The organism is Rhodoferax sp. SPJ21 (genome assembly GCF_058216335.1).
Genome location: NZ_JBYZMO010000003.1, coordinates 808,665 through 826,992 on the forward strand (window position 1 = coordinate 808,665; position 18,328 = coordinate 826,992).

General features: G+C 63.0%; 16 protein-coding genes. 8 read left to right on the plus strand and 8 right to left on the minus strand.

Features of this window, described 5'->3' with window-relative positions; translation table 11 throughout:
* The first annotated feature begins 15 nt into the window (after positions 1-15).
* Entirely contained in the window at positions 16-1,122 is a 1,107-nt protein-coding gene (locus tag AC4BBN_RS19035; RefSeq protein ID WP_490593572.1) for a LacI family DNA-binding transcriptional regulator, read from the plus strand.
* Positions 1,123-1,444: 322 nt separating this feature from the next.
* Here the strand turns inward: AC4BBN_RS19035 and AC4BBN_RS19040 are convergent, their stop codons facing one another.
* Entirely contained in the window at positions 1,445-2,320 is an 876-nt protein-coding gene (locus AC4BBN_RS19040) for a MurR/RpiR family transcriptional regulator (protein ID WP_490593573.1), read from the minus strand.
* A gap of 135 nt (positions 2,321-2,455) precedes the next feature.
* On the opposite strand from AC4BBN_RS19040, the gene AC4BBN_RS19045 reads away from it, so the two are divergent.
* On the plus strand, positions 2,456-3,694 hold the full coding sequence (locus AC4BBN_RS19045; RefSeq protein ID WP_490593574.1) for an NAD(P)/FAD-dependent oxidoreductase: 1,239 nt from the start codon (positions 2,456-2,458) through the stop codon (positions 3,692-3,694).
* Positions 3,695-3,862: 168 nt separating this feature from the next.
* Positions 3,863-4,846, plus strand: coding sequence for a xylose isomerase (locus AC4BBN_RS19050; RefSeq protein WP_490593575.1), 984 nt, complete (start codon positions 3,863-3,865; stop codon positions 4,844-4,846).
* A gap of 170 nt (positions 4,847-5,016) precedes the next feature.
* Here AC4BBN_RS19050 and AC4BBN_RS19055 read toward each other — a convergent pair whose 3' ends face one another.
* The 3 genes from AC4BBN_RS19055 to AC4BBN_RS19065 are packed head-to-tail and all read right to left on the minus strand — an operon-like array spanning position 5,017 to position 7,359.
* Entirely contained in the window at positions 5,017-5,916 is a 900-nt protein-coding gene (locus tag AC4BBN_RS19055; RefSeq protein ID WP_490593576.1) for a sugar phosphate isomerase/epimerase family protein, read from the minus strand.
* A 13-nt stretch (positions 5,917-5,929) separates the two neighbouring features.
* Positions 5,930-6,244 carry a MocE family 2Fe-2S type ferredoxin gene (locus tag AC4BBN_RS19060; RefSeq protein WP_490593577.1) on the minus strand — a complete coding sequence of 105 codons (315 nt, stop codon included), beginning with the start codon at positions 6,242-6,244 and terminating at the stop codon, positions 5,930-5,932.
* A gap of 26 nt (positions 6,245-6,270) precedes the next feature.
* Positions 6,271-7,359 carry a fatty acid desaturase family protein gene (locus AC4BBN_RS19065; RefSeq protein WP_490593578.1) on the minus strand — a complete coding sequence of 363 codons (1,089 nt, stop codon included), beginning with the start codon at positions 7,357-7,359 and terminating at the stop codon, positions 6,271-6,273.
* Positions 7,360-7,520: 161 nt separating this feature from the next.
* Here AC4BBN_RS19065 and AC4BBN_RS19070 point away from each other — a divergent pair, with 161 nt between their 5' ends.
* The gene (locus AC4BBN_RS19070; protein ID WP_490593579.1) at positions 7,521-8,561 is read left to right on the plus strand and encodes a LacI family DNA-binding transcriptional regulator; all 1,041 of its coding nucleotides are present in this window, start codon (positions 7,521-7,523) and stop codon (positions 8,559-8,561) included.
* On the opposite strand, the gene AC4BBN_RS19075 is transcribed toward AC4BBN_RS19070, so the two are convergent.
* Positions 8,535-9,011, minus strand: coding sequence for a hypothetical protein (locus AC4BBN_RS19075; protein ID WP_490593580.1), 477 nt, complete (start codon positions 9,009-9,011; stop codon positions 8,535-8,537). The two genes, AC4BBN_RS19070 and AC4BBN_RS19075, sit on opposite strands and share 27 nt — an antisense overlap.
* Before the next feature lie 115 nt (positions 9,012-9,126).
* Between AC4BBN_RS19075 and AC4BBN_RS19080 the strand changes: the two genes are divergently transcribed.
* On the plus strand, positions 9,127-9,579 hold the full coding sequence (locus AC4BBN_RS19080) for a DUF4864 domain-containing protein (RefSeq protein ID WP_490593581.1): 453 nt from the start codon (positions 9,127-9,129) through the stop codon (positions 9,577-9,579).
* 33 nt (positions 9,580-9,612) lie between these two features.
* Here the strand turns inward: AC4BBN_RS19080 and AC4BBN_RS19085 are convergent, their stop codons facing one another.
* From AC4BBN_RS19085 to AC4BBN_RS19095, 3 genes are all read right to left on the minus strand, one after another.
* The gene (locus AC4BBN_RS19085; RefSeq protein WP_490593582.1) at positions 9,613-10,632 is read right to left on the minus strand and encodes an ABC transporter permease; all 1,020 of its coding nucleotides are present in this window, start codon (positions 10,630-10,632) and stop codon (positions 9,613-9,615) included.
* A gap of 18 nt (positions 10,633-10,650) precedes the next feature.
* A complete protein-coding gene (locus tag AC4BBN_RS19090; RefSeq protein ID WP_490593583.1) occupies positions 10,651-12,186 on the minus strand; it encodes a sugar ABC transporter ATP-binding protein in 1,536 nt (511 codons plus the stop codon).
* Positions 12,187-12,266: 80 nt separating this feature from the next.
* The gene (locus AC4BBN_RS19095) at positions 12,267-13,196 is read right to left on the minus strand and encodes a sugar ABC transporter substrate-binding protein (protein WP_490593584.1); all 930 of its coding nucleotides are present in this window, start codon (positions 13,194-13,196) and stop codon (positions 12,267-12,269) included.
* Between the two features lie 260 nt (positions 13,197-13,456).
* Between AC4BBN_RS19095 and AC4BBN_RS19100 the strand changes: the two genes are divergently transcribed.
* From AC4BBN_RS19100 to iolE, 3 genes are all read left to right on the plus strand, one after another.
* Entirely contained in the window at positions 13,457-15,394 is a 1,938-nt protein-coding gene (locus tag AC4BBN_RS19100) for a bifunctional 5-dehydro-2-deoxygluconokinase/5-dehydro-2-deoxyphosphogluconate aldolase (protein ID WP_490593585.1), read from the plus strand.
* Positions 15,395-15,405: 11 nt separating this feature from the next.
* Positions 15,406-17,262 carry a 3D-(3,5/4)-trihydroxycyclohexane-1,2-dione acylhydrolase (decyclizing) gene (gene iolD, locus AC4BBN_RS19105; protein ID WP_490593586.1) on the plus strand — a complete coding sequence of 619 codons (1,857 nt, stop codon included), beginning with the start codon at positions 15,406-15,408 and terminating at the stop codon, positions 17,260-17,262.
* A 136-nt stretch (positions 17,263-17,398) separates the two neighbouring features.
* Entirely contained in the window at positions 17,399-18,304 is a 906-nt protein-coding gene (gene iolE / locus AC4BBN_RS19110; protein WP_490593587.1) for a myo-inosose-2 dehydratase, read from the plus strand.
* Positions 18,305-18,328: the final 24 nt, after the last annotated feature.

Consider the following 18,328-nt stretch of genomic DNA (forward strand, 5'->3'; position numbering starts at 1 on the left):
TCTACAGTGGAGGGCATGGCAGACACCGTACCTCCGCGCAAGAAAAGCAGCGCCCGCTTCATCGACATTGCGGCGCAGGCCCAGGTCAGCATCGCCACCGTCAACCGGGTGCTGAACGACAGCGGCAGCGTGTCGCGGGCGACGCGCGAGAAAGTGGTGCGCGCGGCCCAGCAGCTGGCCGTGCCGCGCCTGATGCCCGAGGTGCACCGCGCCCTGACCCGCATCGACGTGGTGCTGGCACGCAGCCAAACGCCGTTCTTCCAGCGCATGGAGCTGGCGCTGACCCGCTTCGTGCAGCTGCTGGACCGGCGCATCGTGGTGCACCGCCACAGCTTCGCACCCGGTGACGACGAGCGCACCGCAGACTTCATCCGCCGCCCGCCGCACCCACGCCACGGCCTGCTACTGGCCGTGCACGACACACCGGTACTGCGCGCCGCCGTACAGCAGGTGAGCCAGAAAGGCGTGCCGGTGGTCACCCTGATGAGCGACATCAGCGACCCCAGCGGCAGCCAAAGCGCCCTGCGCCTGCACTACGTGGGCATAGACAACTTGCACGCCGGCCGCACCGCCGGGCACTTCATGGGCCGACTTGCCGCCACAAAAGAAGGCACCGGCGGGCGCCTGCTGGTGCTGACCAACGACCTGCACTTCCGCGCCCACCGCGACCGCACGGCCGGCTTTCTGGATGTGCTGCAAGAGAAATTCCCCGCCCTCACCTGCCTACCCGTCACCCCCTGCTTTGACGACACCGACCAGGTATTCCAGGCGGTGGACGCGGCGCTAAAGCAAGGCAGCCTGGCCGGCATCTACCACAGCGGCGCTGGCTCTGCCGGCATCCACCAGGCCTTGCAGCGCCATGGCTGCCTGGGCCAGGTGGTGTGGATTGGGCACGAACTATCCGACGAGCACCGCCGCTGGCTCAAGCTCGGCGTGATGGACCTGGTAATCGACCAGGACCCCGACGGCCAGGTCATGTCAGGCATGCAGCACCTGCTGTTTGAAAACAAATGGCTGGACCAGAAGCCACCCGGCGGCCCCAACGAGTTCCGCCTGTTCTGCGCCGAAAACCTGCCCAGCCAGCCCTACTTGCCCCGCAGCGGATTGCTACCAAATAAATAGCTGCTTGTGCAGGTATTACCTGCGCCAGAAGCCTCTTTCACTGCAGACCGCAAGCACGCACATGGAGCCACCCTCCCCGTTCGCCCTGAGCTTGTCGAAGGGCTATTTGAAAGCCCTTCGACAGGCTCAGGACAGGCTCCTTCGACAGGCTCAGGACAGGCTCCTTCGACAGGCTCAGGGCGAACGGTAGTGGTGGCTTGCTTGGGGCGTGTAGCCAATTTGAAAGCCCTTCGACAGGCTCAGGACAGGCTCCTTCGACAGGCTCAGGGCAAATGGTGGTGGTGGCGTGCTTGGGGCGTGTAGCCAATCAGGCCTTATATCTTCAAGCCACCTGGCCGTTGGGCGTGGTGGTTTGGTAGGGCAGCTCCAGCGTGTAGGCCAGGGCGATGAACAGGCTTTGCGCCAGGCCCATGGTGCTGTTGAGTGAGCGGAAACCAAAGGTGGAGTTGTCTTGCACCACCAGCGAGGCCTGCGCCAGCTTGGCCAGCGGGCTCATGCGGCTGTCGGTGATGGCGATCAGGCGCGCGCCGCGCTCCACCGCCATTTTGGCCACGCCTATGGTTTCTTCGGCATAGGGCGCGAAAGAGATGGCCAACATCACGTCGCCCTTGCGCACCGAGCGCATCTGGCCCAGGTGCATGCTGCCCAGGCCCGACACCAAAGCGACCCGCTTGTCGGTGTGCTGCAAGGCGTAGTCCAGGTACACCGCCACCGGAAACGAGCGGCGCGACGCAGCGATCCAGATGCAGTCGCTCTCCACCAGCATATCCACGGCCTTCTTGAAGGTCGGGCCGTGTAGGCTGGCCTGCAGCTCTTGCATGCCGGCGATGCTGCCGGCTAGGAACTCGTTGGCAATCTCGACGCTGGACAGGCTGCCCGCGCCGGATTCGATGGCGTCGCGGATGCGGGTTTTGTAGTTGCGCGCCGGCGCCAACTGGCGCGACAGGCCTTCGCGGAAGATGGCCTGCATTTCCGAAAAGCCCGAGAAGCCGAAATGCTTGGCAAAGCGCACCACCGCCGATGGCTGCACGCTGCACTGCGCCGCGACCTGCTGGATGCCGTCCAGCCCGATGTGGTGGCGGTTCTGTTCGACATGGCGCGCGATCACTTTGAGCTGCTTGCTCAGGGCGTCGTACTCGCCGGTGATGCGCTTGATCAGCTGGTCAACGCTGAGCTTGGGAACGGTGTCAACAGCCATGGTGGTGTGCGCTTGTGAAAGAGTCCATCTTAACCAAAGAATTAAATTTCATAAAAAATTAGAAATAGAAAATTTTTACCTTTTCATGCGCAGGCTTCCTATAATTCAGCTCTAAATATAACGAGACAGATCCCCATGCAAACCCTTGCTACACAGTCCATGGTCATCGTCGGCGCAGGCCATTGCGGGGGCCGTGCCGCCCAGGCATTGCGCAGCGCCGGCTGGGCCGGCGTCATCCACTTGGTGGGCGATGAACCACACGCACCGTATGAACGCCCGCCCCTGTCCAAAGACCTGCTGACCGGCGATAAAACGCCGACCGCTTGCGCCCTGCATTCCGACGAAGACTGGGCGAATTTGCAAGTAACGCGCCATGTCGCGCAGGTGACTGCCATCCACCCCGCAGACCACAGCGTGACGCTGAGCAACGGCGAAGTGCTGGGCTACCAGTCGCTGCTGCTGGCGCACGGCGGCAAAGTGCGCACGCTGACCATCCCCGGCGGTGACCTGCCCGAGGTGCTGACCCTGCGCAACCTGGGCGACGCCGCCGCACTGGCGCAGCGGCTGCAACCGGGCAAGCGCCTGCTGGTGGTGGGCGGCGGCTTCATCGGCCTGGAAGTGGCGGCGTCGGCACGCAAGCTGGGCTGCGAAGTCACCGTGGTCGAAGGCGCCCCGCGCCTGATGGGCCGCGCCGTACCCGAGCCGGTGGCCGAACGCGCCCTGGCCCTGCACCGCGCCCAGGGCGTGCGTGTGCTGCTGGGCGCCAGCCCGCAAAGCATTGAACGCACGGCCGATGGCGTACGCATGCTGTTGGCCGACGGCACGCAGCTGGATGCCGATACGGTATTGGCCGGCATCGGCATCGAGCCGCACCTGGGCCTGGCCCAGGCGGCCGGCCTGGCGGTGGGGCGCGGCATCCAGGTGGATGCGCAGCTGCGCACCAGCGTGCCCGGCATATTTGCGGCGGGTGACGTGGCCGAATTCCCCAGCGCGCTGTCCAGCCAGCTGATACGCCAGGAGACCTGGCACAACGCCGAAACCCAGGCCGGCATTGCCGCGCAAAACATGCTGGGCGGCAATGCCACCTACACCAGCCTGCCCTGGTTCTGGTCCGACCAGTACCACTACCAACTGCAGGTGGTGGGCGAGCCGGCCCTGGCCGTCACGTCGGCTACGCGCGCACTGGAAGACGACGGGCTGGTGATCTTCTACCTGGACGCCTCGCAGCGCATCGTGGGCGCCTGCGGCTGGGGTGAAGCCAGCCGTGTCGCCAAGGAATTGAAGCTGGCCCGCACCCTGGTGGAAAAAGGCGTCAGTGCCTCCGCCGAAGCCCTGGCCGACCCTGCCACCAAACTAAAAGCCCTGCTCAAGTAAATAGCTCACCCCCAGGCTACACACTGCGTGTTTTCGCCAACCCCCCTCGTATCGGCTTGGAAAGCGGATACGACATGCAGGGGGCGATACCAGTGGCCTGGCAAAGCCAGTTCCACGGTATCCCTGGCGACGGCACGTTCGACCCGAAACCAAGTCAGCACCATTTCTATGCCATCTCCATCCACTTCACTTCCGATCGGCATCAACATTGACGGCGTGCTGCAGCACGACGGCCTGCCCACGCCCGACGCGGCCACCCGCTTTGCATGGATACGCGACAGCGGCGCCTTCGACTACATCGAGAAGAACCACAACCCCGAAGAAGACCTGGCGCCCTACTTCGACCTGGTGCAGGAATACGGCGTGCCCATAGGCGTATTCGGCGGCATCTTCTGCGCTGGACGCGATGAAGAGCGCATGCGCTGGTGCGTGGCCACCGGCGGCAAGTTCGGCGCCCCGGTGTTCAACATGCAACTGTTCGCCCGGCGCGCCGACGGCGCGGCCATCACCGACCAACAGGTGGCCGACTTCTTCATGGACGCCATGGACCACGGCGCACCGGTCGGCTGCCTGCCCAGCCTGGAAGTGCATGTGGACATGTGGAGCGAGCAGTTCGCCCGCGTAGAGCGCGTGGCCGAGTTGCTGGCGCGCCGCAACGCCAAGCTGCGCATCACGCTGGACCACTCGCACCTGGTGTTCAAGATGGACCACCCGCAAGAGCTGGCCCTGAGCGGCCTGCAGGACTTGGCTGGGGCGGACAGCCGCAACGCCCTGCCCGCCTTCTACCGCCAGTGGGTGGCCGAGGGCTGGGTGGCCCACGCCCACACCCGCAGCGTGGCCCCCGGCATCCCTTTCAACAAAGCCGTGGACCGCCAACCCGGCCAACCCGGACGCGCCATCCAGTACCCGTTCATCGCGCCGCCTGCGGGCACGTTCCACAGCGAATGGGACGCGCAAAAACTGGAGCCCTGGAAGCAAGCCGTACGCGAACTACTGGCCGCCATGCACGCCCAGCCCGACAACACACCGCAGCGGATTAGCTGCGAGTTCATACCCTTCCCGGACTACGGTGGCGGCGGGCGTTATTCGATCTGGGAGAACAACCTGGCGTGTGCAGCCTGGTTGCGGGAGGAGTGGAAGAAGTTTAAGTAAAAAGAGCTGCTAGCGCAGGTAGTGCTTGCGCCAGCAGCTCTTTATTTAATAGCAATCAGCCCAATGGCCCAGGGCAATCGCATCTAAATCCCTGGCATTCCCGGCCCCCGTAGGCCGGGTTAGCGCAGCGTAACCCGACAACCAGCGCCTTGTCGGGCTACGCCCTACGGTCACTTGCAGTACTGGTCCACATACCGCTGCATTTCACTGCGCATGAAGCGGCTGGAGTCTTCGGCCCGCTCTTCCCACGCAAATACGCAAGCAGACATCACACCGTCAAAGCCCACCTCGCCCAGGGTTTGAAAAAACAGGTCCCAGTCGATCTCGCCCTGGCCCATGTCCAGGTGCTGGTGCACGCGGACCTGGGTGGAACCTGGCGGGTTGACGATGTAGCGCAGCTGGCTGCTTTTCTTGTGGTTGAAGGTGTCGGCCACGCGTACGTGGGCCAGCAGGGGCGCGGCTTCGCGCAGCATGGCGGCCATGTCGTCGCCGTAGTAGAAGGTGTGCGGCGCAATGTAGGACAGGCGCAGCGCTTTGGAGCCGATGTTTTTAACGATGTCGATGGCGGGCTGCAGCTGCTCGATCCAGTCTTCGGGGTGCGGCTCAACCGACAGGGTGATGCCCTCGCGCTCCAGAATGGGCAGCAGCTCGTCCATGGAGCGGAACCAGGCAGCCTCGCACATTTCCTTGGGGTTGGCGCCGGGGCGCTCGCCCACCGATCGCTCGGTGGATGCGCCGCGCCCGAATTCGCTGACCATCAGGGTGCAGCCCATCTCCACGGACACTTCGATGGCTTTCTTCCAGCAGCGCACGGCCCACTGGCGCTCGTCTTCAAACGGGCTGGCCCAGCGGTACATGGGCTGCAGGCTGGCCAGGCCCACGCCGTGGGTGCGCATGGCGGCTTTGAAGGCGGCCGTGCGGTCTTTGGTGGCGCGGGGCATGACCCACCAGTCCAGGAAGTCGGCGCGCGGCGACAGTTCGATCTGGTCGTAGCCCAGCTCGGCCGTGGCGCGGCACAGCTCGGGCAGCGACAGGTGGCGAATCATGTAGGGGTCGAGCGCGATTTTCATGGGCTTCAGTTCGTCAAGCGCCCAGCTGCACCAGGACCTGGTCGCCTTCCACCTTGGCCGGATAGGTCTTCAAATTCACGCAGACCGGTGCGCCCAGGGCGCGGCCGTCGCGGATGTCGAAGCGGCCGTTGTGCTTGGGGCACTCGATCACGTGCTCCATCACCAAGCCATCACACAGGTGTACTTTCTCATGGGTGCACAAGCCGTCGGTGGCGTAGACCTTGCCCGCAACGTGGTACACGGCGTAGCTGTGGCCGTTGTGGTCAAAGCGGATGACGTCTTCGTCATCGATATCGTCCAGTGCGCAAACTTCGATCCAATTGCTCATGGTTATGTCTCCTTGTGGTTGTGTATTTAGCTGGCGGTTATGGGGGCTGCGGGCAACGGACGCACCACGTAGTAATGCGGGTCCTTGGCCTGCTTCAACAGCGCGGGGATGATCTCGCGGTAGGCTTCCACGGTGCTGTTGTAGGCTGGCGGGCAGTCGTCCTTGATGGACTCGTGCAGCTGTGGCAAGGCGTGGAACGGCACCATGGGGAACATATGGTGTTCAACGTGGTAGTTCATGTTCCAGTACAGAAAGCGGAACACCGGGTTCATGTAGACGGTGCGGCAGTTCTTGCGGTGGTCCAGCACGTTTTCAGGCAAGCCGGCATGCTGGGTCAGGCCGAAGAAGGTGTAGAGCCAGGTGCCGCCCATCACCGGCAGCAGGCCGAACAAGGCCAGCGGCAACCAGCTACCGAAGTAAATGGCGGTGGCGATCAGCACGGCGTAAATGGCCACCCAGACGCGGGCTTCCTTGACCATCTGCGGCCACTCCATTTCAGGCACAAAGGTCTTTTCTTCCTCGCCCAGAATGCCAAAGGCATTGCGCAACACGCGCCACAGTTCACGCGGGCCGGATTTGATGGAGAACAGGTTGAGCAACATGCCGACAAAGTCGGTGGGCAGCGGCACGGCGACTTCGGGGTCGCGGCCAGTGACCAGGGTGTCGGTGTGGTGGCGGGCGTGGCTCCACTTCCACACGCTGGGGCGGCGCAGCACCTGGAAGCAGGCCAGTTGGTACACCACGTCGTTCATCCAGCGGGTTTTGAAGGCGGTGCCGTGGCCGGCCTCGTGCCAACGCGAATCGGCGGGGCCTGCATAGATCGTGGCGTACACAAAAAAGGCCAGCCAGGCCCAGGCCGTGCCCCAGGTGGCGACCAGCACGGCACCGGCGGCAATGATCAGCGCGTACCAGAGCACCGTGTCGCGGATCGCCTGCGCGTCTTCGCGCTGCATCAGCTGCTTCATGCGGGCACGCGGCACCGGGCATTTGTACCAGTTGGCGTTAACCAGACCGGCGGCCTGGGCGCGCGCACCAACTCCGGAGATCAGGTGGTAGTCGTCTTGCGTACGGGCCCAGTTCGGGCCTGCGTAGTGGGTGGTTTCAGCGGTGGGCATGGTGCTTGTCTCTCGTTATGGGGAAGCGATGGCGGATGCTAAAACCAATGCCCTTGGCTGTGTTATGAAAAACCTCAAATCACATCATTTCATATCAAAATACATCAAAAATTTATGTAGAAAACTTGCATTTATGGCAAGGAATGGGATGATGCAGGCCCATGAAAACCAAAATCACCCTGACCGATGTGGCAGCGGCCGCCGGAGTGAGCACCGCCACCGTAGACCGCGTGTTGAACAGCCGCCTGCCGGTGCGTGAAGGCACGGCGCTGAAAGTCATTGGCGCAGCCGAAAAGCTGGGCTACCACGCCGTGGGCCTGATGCGCGAGCGGCTGAAAGAGCGCGTGCCGGTGCGGCACCTGGGGTTTTGCCTACAAAAGCGCAACGACCACTTCTACCAAACCCTGGCCGCCGCGCTGCAGCAGGCCGTGGCCCAGAACCAGCCGGAGCCCTGCGTGGCGCACATCACGTTCATGGACGCGCTGGAGCCCGCAGCGATTGCCGAGCAGTTGCTGGAATTGGGCCGCAAGGTGGACGCGCTGGCCGTGGTCGCCGTGGACCACCCACATGTCACCGCCGCAGTGGAGACGCTGTATGGGCAAGGCAAGCCCTGCTTCGCGCTGCTCAGCGACATCAGCGCACCACACCGTGCAGGCTACATCGGCCTGGACAACCGTCAGCGCGGCCGCACTGCGGCCTGGGCCATCAGCCGGCTGAACCGGCAGGCCACGGGCGAGGTGGCGGTGTTCGTTGGCAGCCACCGCTACCTGGGACACGAGCTGTCAGAGATCAGCTTTCGTTCGTACCTGCGCGAGAACGCGCCCGGCCTCAAGGTGCTGGACACGCTGGTGAACCTGGAAGACCCGCAGCTAGCCTATGAAGCGACGCTGGAGTTGCTGGCCAAGCACCCCGACCTGGTGGGTCTGCACCTGACCGGTGGCGGGGGCTTCGGCGTGATCCGCGCGCTGCGCGAAGAGGCTGCGGGCCGCCCCCTGGTGGTGGTGTGCAACGAGCTGAACGCCACCACCCGCGCCGCGCTGATCGACGGCGTGGTGGACCTGGTGATCCACACCCCGCAAGAGCGCCTGGCCCAGACCGCAGTAGCGCAGATGCTGGCCGCTACCCTGCCCGGGGCCAGTTACACCGGGCCGCAGCAGAAGCTCATGGCCATGGATCTATTCACGCCAGAGAACATGAACTAGGGCAATGCGGAATAAGTCGGGCATGCAGGAGCACATCGAGACCGCCCTGTTTCGCCGCGCCATGAGCAACCTGCTGCAAAACGCCAGCGAGAGGACGCCAAGGCCGCCTGTATCACGCTCGCCAACCCCGGCGAGCCGATTGCCAGAACGCACCAGCAGCACCTGTTCGACCGCTTCTACCGCGTCGATGTGTCCTGCCAAGGCCTGGGCTTGGCGATCGTGAAAGCCGTCGCCAGCATGCACGGCGGCCAGGTCAGCGCCCACAGCGCAAACGGCATCAACACCATAGCCTTCAGCGTGGTTCGGGACGCGGGCTGCAATCGCATTCAAAGCCGCAGGTTCCACGCGGCGAATACTCACATTTTGATAGCTGCCACCGCAGGTAATACCTGCGCCAGAGGCATATTTCGTTAGAAATTCATGAATGCCATGCTGGGCTGTACGGCGCAAGCCTGCCTAAGCCGGCAACACCCCGCGCTGACACAAAGCCGCTGAAAGGCGTAAGCTGGCTGGCCATGGAGCCCGACAGGGACGATCCCCATGTATTTGCGAAGGAGCCGTGGCCATGCACACCCCCATTCGATGCTTCCCATCCTTATGGCGCGCTACTGTCGGCACGCTGCTCGCGCTGCTGGTAAGCGCATCCGCTTTGGCGACGCCGCTCAGCAGCCAGGATGCCAAGGCGGTGCGTGAGGTGATCCACGCGCAGCTGGATGCATTTGCCGCAGACGATGCCGAAAAAGCCTTTTCCTACGCCGCGCCGAGTCTGCGCAAATCGGTAGCCTCTGCGCAGTACTTTATGGCCATGGTGCGCGGCCAGTACGCTGTGGTGTACCGGCCCGCATCGGTGGCGTATCTGCAGCCAGCCCTGGATGGAAAAGTGGTGGTGCAGCCGGTACAGATGTCGGACACCGAAGGCGCCAGCTGGATGGTCGTCTACACGCTGGAGCGGCAGAAGAACAAACAGTGGCGCATCAGCGGCTGCTTCTTGAAGGAAACCAGTGGGCGGATGGCGTAGGAGCCGGCCAGACTCCTGGTACCGCCGATCCATTTAAGTGCGACGCTTCTTGTTGCGGTATTGGTCGGCCACCACGGCGGCCACGATGATGCCGCCCTTGACCATTTCCTGGTAGTAGGCGTCGATGCGGATGAAGGTAAAGCCCGACATCATCACACCCAGGATCAGGATGCCGATGACGGTGCCCGTCACCCGGCCCAGGCCACCCACCAGCGAGGTACCGCCGATGACCACGGCCGCAATTGCGTCCAACTCGTAGCTCACACCCATGCCGGACTGGCCGGAGATGGCGCGGGCCGCAGTGACGGTACCGGCCACGCCGCTGAGCAGGCCAGCGATGCTGTAGATCCAGATCAGATGCCGGTTCACATTGATACCCGAGACGCGGGCGGCCTGGCGGTTCGCGCCGATGGCATAAGTGAACTTGCCGAAGCGGGTGTAGCGCAGCACCACATGGGCAATCGCCACGATCACCAAGAAGATGATCACCGGGTTGGCCCCCTCACCGATCCAGGCGAACTCTGGCGTCAGCATGCTGACGGGCATGCCGCCGGTGAACCATTTGGCAAAGCCGCGTGCAGCCACCATCATGCCCAGCGTGGCAATGAAGGGCGGTATGCCGGTGGCCGCAATCAACCACCCGTTGATCAAGCCGACCACCACGCCCACCAGCACCCCGGCCAGCACGGGCCAGATGGGGTTCAGATCAGTCAATTGTGGGAACACGGCGCGCGGAAAGTCCGACACCTGGGCCAGGCTGGCCGCTACCACCGCAGACGCGGCCACCACCGAGCCCGACGACAGGTCAATGCCGCTGGTGATGATGACCATGTTCACGCCCACCGCGATGATGCCGATGACCGACATCTGCAAGATGATGACCTGCAGCCGCTCCGCGTTGAAAATGAAACTTTGACCGTTCAGGTACCAACCCAGCGCCTCAAAAAAGACGCAGATACCCAGCAGCACCAGCAGGATGCTGAACTCTGGAGGCAACTTGATTTTGGCTTTGGCAGCGCCTGATGCGGGCTGGGAAATAGTAGGGGAGCTCATACATTCATTCCTTTTAAATTACTTCGCTGCCAGGTCCATCACGGAAACCTGGTTGGCGTCTTTGCGGTCCAGAATGCCGGTGACCTGGCCACCGTGCATCACCACGACGCGGTCGCTCATGCCCAGCACCTCGGGCATTTCCGACGAAATCATCAAAATCGCCACGCCCGTACCAGCCAGTTCAGAAACCAGGCGGTGGATCTCGGCCTTGGCCCCCACGTCGATGCCACGGGTGGGCTCGTCCAGGATCAAGATGCGCGGGTTGGTCAGTAGCCAGCGGCCCACCAGCACTTTTTGCTGGTTGCCACCCGACAGGTTCTGGATGATCTCGTCCATGCTGGGCGTCTTCACGCGCAGGCGCTTGGCCATTTCCAGGCAGTCCTTGTTGAGCTGCTCGCTCTGCACAAAGCCACCGCTGACGTAGCGCTGGTTGAGCACCGCCGAGTCCATGTTTTCCTGGATGTTCAGGGCCAGGAAGCAGCCGGTTTCCTTGCGGTCTTCGGTCAAGAACGCCATGCCTGCAGCCAGGGCCTGCTGCGGCGAGCGGATCTGCACGGGCTGCCCCTTGATGGAGATGGTGCCAGAGGTCGCAGGCACCACGCCAAACAGCGCCTCGGCCACATTGGAACGGCCCGACCCGACCAGACCGGCCATACCTACGATCTCGCCGGCGCGGATGTCGAAGCTCACATTCTTGAAAATGCCCTCGACGCACAGGTTTTTGACCGACAGCACAACGTCGCCGATCGGCACCTCCAGCTTGGGGAACATCTGGGTGATTTCGCGCCCCACCATCATGCGGATGATGTCGTCGCGGGTCACCTCAGAAGACAAATGGGTGGCAATGTACTGGCCGTCGCGGAACACCGAAAACTCGTCGGCGATCTCGAACAGCTCGTTCATCTTGTGGGTGATGTAGATGATGCCTTTGCCCTGGGCGCGCAGGCGGCGGATGATGGCGAACAAATGCGCCACTTCCGTTTCCGTAAGGGCAGAGGTGGGTTCGTCCATGATCAGCACATCGGAGTTCCAGGACACGGCCTTGGCAATCTCCACCATCTGGCGGCTGGCGACAGACAGGTTTTGTATCTCTACCGCCGGGTCGATATCGATGTTCAGTTCTTTGAACAGCTCGGCGGTTTTGCGGTTTAGCTCGGCGTGGTCGACCAGGCCCAGCCAGTTTTTCGGTTCGCGCGTGATCCAGACGTTCTCTGCAACCGTCATGTACGGCATCAGGTTCAGCTCCTGGTGGATCATGGCGATGCCCAGGTTCAGCGCGTCCAGAGGCGACTTCATCACAATGGGCTGGCCACGCAGGCGGATATCGCCCTTCTCTGGCGTGTAAATGCCCGCGATGATCTTCATCAGCGTGGACTTGCCGGCGCCGTTTTCGCCCATCAGCGCATGCACGGTGCCTGCGCGCAGCTTGAGTTGCACATTGTTGAGTGCAACCACGCCTGGAAATATCTTCAGAATGCCCTGGATCTCCAGCAGAGGCGGAACAGGGGCGGCGGACGGCGCAGCCGGTCGCTCCATGGTGGCGGTATCTGACATACAGCTAGCTCGATTGAACAGTCAAAATGGGTAGACGCCCCCATGGGTGGGGGCGTCTGGCTAATAACCAATAAGGCAAATTAGTTTTTGCCGGAATACTTGGCCAGGTTAGCCGGCGTTACCAGTTCAAACGGTACGTTGACGAAACGCTCCACCGGTTGCTTCTTAACCAGCTTCAGTGCAGCATCCAATGCGCCGCTGCCTTGGCCCGCAGCGTTCTGGAACACGGTGACCTTCAAATCGCCGGCCTTCATGGAAGCCAGCGCGTCGGGGGTCGCGTCGATACCGGCCACGATGCTGGCAGGGGTCCACTTCTTCTGTGCCTTCAGCGCATTGATGGCGCCGATGGCCATTTCGTCGTTGTTAGCGATGATGGCGTCGAACTTCATGCCGGTCGACAGCCAGTTGGTGGTGATGTCCTGGCCCTGGGTACGGTCCCACTTGCCTTCACGCTTGTCCAGAACCTTGATGCCGCTGCAGTCCTTAGTGGCCAGCACGTCTTCAATGTCCTTGGTGCGTGTGCGTGCGGCTTCGTTGGACAACTCGCCCATCAGCACCACGACATCGCCCTTGCCCTTGAGCAAGCGGCAGACTTCCTGGGTTTGCAAAGTACCGGACACGACTTCGTCGGAGGCCACAAACGCCACACCAGCGGGCAGCTTGGCAAAGTCCACCGGCTTGCGGTTCACATACACCAGCGGAATCTTGGCGTCGGTCACCATCTTGGTGATCTTGGGGGTGACGTCGGTATCCACCGGGTTCACGATGATGGCGTCGACCTTTTGGGCGATCAAGTTCTGGATCTGGCTGAGCTGTTTACCCACGTCGTTCTGAGCGTCTTCCACCTGCACGGTCGTGCCAGCTTTCTTGCCGGCATCCACCACACCGTTTTTCAGGATCGTCAGAAAGGTGTCCAGCTGGGCCATGGCCAAGCCAACCTTCTCAGCGTGCGCGGCCATGGGCACCAACAAGGTGGAAGACACGGCAGCTGCGAGTAGAAGTTTTTTCATTGTGTACGTCTCCGAAGTAGTAAGGAACAGCAGTTATAGAGCCATTCGGTTGGTTGGGATCCGACGGCAGAAATGCGCCAGACCACGAACCGTACTGTAATCACTATTTCCAAAAATAGAAAATAAATTTCTAAGTGATTACACTTAGAGAAAAAATTTTCTCTACAATTTATAGTCAGTCCACCTGGCATGGCTGCGAGCCGTGTATTTCGCTTTCTCGCCTCTGGTGAGAACCCCTTTCCTTGATACAACTGCACCCGATGAGCCAACTGAACTTCCCCCAAGGTCGCCGTATCGACCTCGCCTGCCTGGGCCGCCTGGCAGTAGACCTGTATGCCCAGCAATTTGGTAGCCGCCTGGAAGATGCGCGCAGCATGGCCATGTACCTGGGCGGGAGCTCGGGCAACCTGGCGTTTGGCGTGGCTCGCCTGGGCCTCAAAAGTGCCATGTTGTCCCGCGTAGGCAATGAGCAAATGGGCCGCTTCCTCACCGAAACCCTGGAGCAGGAAGGCTGCGACACCAGCCAGGTGCAGATCGACCCCGAACGCCTGACCGCGCTGGTGCTGCTGGGCCTGAAAGACCGCGACACCTTCCCGCTGCTGTTCGTTCGCGAAAATTGCGCCGACATGGCGGTAGATGCCGACCAGATAAGCGAAGATTTCATCGCCCAATGCCGTTCGCTGGCCATCACCGGCACCCATTTATCCACCCCCGGCACCCGCCGTGCATCGCAAACCGCGCTGGCCTATGCCAAAAAGCATGGCGTGGTGCGCGTGCTGGACATCGACTACCGCCCCGTGCTGTGGGGCCTGACCAGCCGCGGCGCCGGTGAAAACCGCTATGTGGCAGATGCACATGTGACGCAGCAACTGCAGGAAATGCTGCCTGAGTTTGAATTGCTGGTCGGTACCGAAGAAGAATTCTTCATCGCTGGCGGCGTAGCCGACGACCTGATGGCCAGCCTGCGTGCCGTGCGCGCCATCAGCCCTGCAACTCTGGTGGTGAAGCGCGGCGCCGCCGGCTGCAGCGTCATCGAAGGCGCTATTCCCACCAATATCGACGACGCCCCCACCTTCAAGGGCGAGCGCGTCGAAGTGCTGAACGTGCTGGGCGCAGGCGACTCCTTTTTGTCCGGCCTGATGGCCAGCCTGCTGCAAGGTAAGGACTGGGCCGAATCCACCCAGGTGGCCAATGCCTGCGGCGCCATCGTGGTGTCGCGCCACGCCTGCTCGGCCGCCATGGCCACGCCGGCCGAGCTGGCCCACTGGTTCAGCGGCAGCCGCAACCCCAAGGTGGATGCCGACCAGCAACTGGCCCATTTGCACCGCGTCACCGCAGCCCGCCCCGACTGGAATGAGATGTGCGTGTTGGCGTTTGACCACCGCAGCCAGTTTTTTGACATTGCCCGCGAAGCCGGTGCCAGCGACTCCCGCATCCCCGCCCTGAAAAAGCTGCTGGTTGAAGCCGCTGAACAGGTAGAAACCAGCCACAAGCTGCAAGGCCACACCGGCGTGCTGATCGACGGCGGCGACTACGGCCGCGACGCCCTGGCCAGCGCCACCGGCCGTGGCTGGTGGGTGGGCCGCCCGGTTGAGCTGCCCGGCTCGCGCCCGCTGCGCTTTGACGGCACCCGCTCGGTCGGCAGTGCGCTCATCAACTGGCCTACCGAACACGTGGTCAAGTGCCTGGTGCATTACCACCCGGACGACAGCTACGAGCTGCGCCTGCAGCAAGAACAAACCGTTTTGGAACTCTGGGAAGCCACCCGCACCAGCGGCAACGAGCTGCTGCTGGAAATCATATGCCCCCGCGCCATGGTGCCTGCCGGCACCGAAGACGCCGCCGTGCTGCGCGCCGTGAAGCGCTTCTACAACCTGGGCGTCAAGCCCGAATGGTGGAAGCTGGCGCCCATGCAGGCCCAGGGCTGGACCGACCTGGCCGCCCTGGTGGCCGAGCGCGACCCGTACTGCCGCGGCGCGGTAATTCTGGGCCTGAACCAGCCGCTGCAGCACCTGGCCGACAGCTTTGTGCATGCCACCAACCCCATCGTCAAGGGCTTTATGGTCGGCCGCACGCTGTGGGCAGAGCCATCGCTAAAGTGGCTGAAGAACGACATCAACGACGCCGCATTCAAAGACGCTGTGGCACACAACTTTGCTACCCTCGTCAACGCCTGGCGCAACCGTAAATCTGCCTGATACATCTGCCCATGAAAACCCAAAAACTCACCATGAGCCAGGCGCTGGTCAAGCACCTGGCCGCGCTGCAAGTCGAGATGGCCGACGGCAGCATCCAGCCCTACTGCGCGGGCGTGTTCACCATCTTCGGCCACGGCAATGTGGCCGGCTTTGGCGAGGCCCTGTACGCCGAGCGCGCCCAGCTGCCCACCTACCGCGCCCACAACGAGCAGGGCATGGCCCATGCCGCCGTGGCCTATGCCAAGGCGCATTTCCGCCAGCGCATCATGGCCGTCAGCACCAGCATCGGCCCCGGTGCCACCAACCTGGTCACCGCTGCCGCCATGGCCCATGTGAACCGCCTACCGGTGCTGCTGCTGCCCGGCGACACCTTTGCCTCGCGCGCGCCTGATCCGGTGCTGCAGCAGATTGAAAGCTTCCAGCACGGCGACCTGAGCGCCAACGACACCTTCCGCCCCGTGACGCGCTTCTTTGACCGCATCACCCGCGCCGAGCAAATCCTGACCGCCCTGCCCCGCGCCATCCAGGTAATGACCGACCCGGCCAGCTGCGGCCCGGTCTGCCTGGCGCTGCCGCAAGACGTGCAAACCCACGCCTTCGACTGCCCTGAGAGCTTTTTGCAGCCCGGGCTGATCCACTTCCGCCGCCCACCGGCCGACACCCGTGAGCTGGCCGCTGCCGCCGCACTACTGAAGACAGCCAAGCAACCGCTGATCGTGGCCGGCGGCGGCGTGCTGTACAGCCAGGCCTGGGACGCACTGCGCGCCTTTGCCGAGAAGCACGGCGTGCCCGTGGTCGAATCCCACGGCGGCAAGAGCAGCCTGGCCTGGGACCACCCGCTGAACCTGGGCGGCATCGGCGTCGATGGCGGCCCTGCCGCCAACGAAATGGCCCGCGAAGCCGATGTGGTGCTGGCCGTGGGCACGCGCCTGCAGGACTTCACCACCGGCTCGCACGCGCTGTTCGCCAAGGCCCAACTGCTGTGCCTGAACGTGCAAAGCTTCGACGCCACCAAGTGGGCCGGCACCGCCCTGGTAGCCGATGCCCGCGTGGGCCTGGGCCAGCTCAGCGTGGCCGCTGGCGACTGGAAGGCAGAACCCGCATGGACAACCCGCGCCCGCACTCTGGCCGCAGGCTGGGTCAAGCGCGTCACCGAGCTGACCACCGCCGTGCCCAAGGACGTGCTGCCCTACGACGCCGAAGTGATTGGCGCCGTGCGCGACTCCATTGCCAACAGCGATGTGCGTGACGTAGTGGTCTGCGCCGCCGGCACCCTGCCCGCCGAGCTGCACAAGCTGTGGCGCGCCACCCGCCCCGGCAACTACCACGTGGAATACGGCTACTCCTGCATGGGCTACGAAGTGGCCGGTGCGCTGGGCGCCAAGATGGCCCGGCCCGACCAGGAGGTCATCGTCATCGTCGGTGACGGCTCCTACATGATGATGAACTCCGAGCTCGCCACCTCGGTGCTGCTGGGCAAAAAGCTGATCGTGGTGATCCTGGACAACCGGGGTTATGGCTGCATCGAACGCCTACAACTCAAATCCGGCACGCCTAGCTTCAACAACATGCTAGACGACTGCATTCCCGAAGGCGGTAGCAGCAGCCAGATCGACTTCGCCATGCACGGCCGCAGCATGGGCGCGGATGCAGTGCACGTGAAAGACGTGGCCGAGCTCAAGACCGCCATGGTGGCCGCCCGCGCCGCCACCAAATCGCAAGTCATCGTGATCGACACCACCCATGAGCGCACCACCGCCGAAGGCGGCTGCTGGTGGGAGGTCGCCATTCCCGAAGTTTCTGAACGCCCTGCGGTGAACGAAGCGTTCGAGCGCTACACCGCTGCCAAACAAACCCAACGTATTTAACGCCCCTGTCTTACCCCCTCTCCCCCCGGGAGAGGGTTGGGGTGAGGGCCTCCCCGCACTAGGCACCCTCACCCCAGCCCTCTCCCGCACGCGGGAGAGGGAGTAAGACACCTCACTCCTTTAAGAAAGCACCACTATGACCTGGAACGTACGCATCGGCATCAACCCCTTGTCCTGGATGAACGACGACCTGCCCTCGCTGGGCGGCGAAACCCTGCTGGAAACGGCTTTGAGCGAAGGCAAGGAAATCGGCTACGAAGGCTTCGAGCTGGGCAACAAATTCCCGAAAGACGGCCCCGGCCTGAAAGCCAAGCTGGACGAATTCGGCCTGGCCTGCGTGTCCGGCTGGTACTCGGGCTTTTTGGGCAACGACACGGTGGAAGCCGAGATCGAGCGCTGCAAGGCCCACATGTCCAAGCTGCAATACAACAAGGTGAATGTGGTGGTCTACGGCGAATGCGCCGACACCATCCAGGGCCAGATCGACACCCCCGTGTCCAAGCGCCCCAAGTTCGCCAACGACGAACAATGGAAGGCCTACGCCGACCGCCTCAACGCCTTCGGCGAGCACCTCATCAAGACCTACGGCATCAAGCTGGCCTACCACCACCACATGGGCGCCTACGTCGAGTCCCCCTCCGACGTCGACAAGCTGATGGCGCTGACCGACCCTACCAAGGTGTTCCTGTTGTTCGACACCGGCCACGCCTACTTCGGCGGCGCCGCCGACCCCGTCACCCTGCTGAAAAAACACGTCGAGCGCGTGGTCCATGTGCACTGCAAGGACGTGCGTACCCCCGTCATCGCCCAGGCCCGCAACGACGGCTGGAGCTTTTTGAACGGCGTGATCAACGGTACCTTCACCGTGCCTGGCGATGGCAGCATCGACTACGAAGCTGTGCTGACCACGCTGAAAAACGCCGGCTATGAAGGCTGGCTGGTGGTCGAAGCCGAGCAAGATCCGGCCGTCGCCCCGAGCTACGAATACGCCAAGAAGGGCTACGACACCTTGCGTAGCCTGGTCAACAAACTGAGCGCCTGATATGTTGTACCCCCACGTTCACAT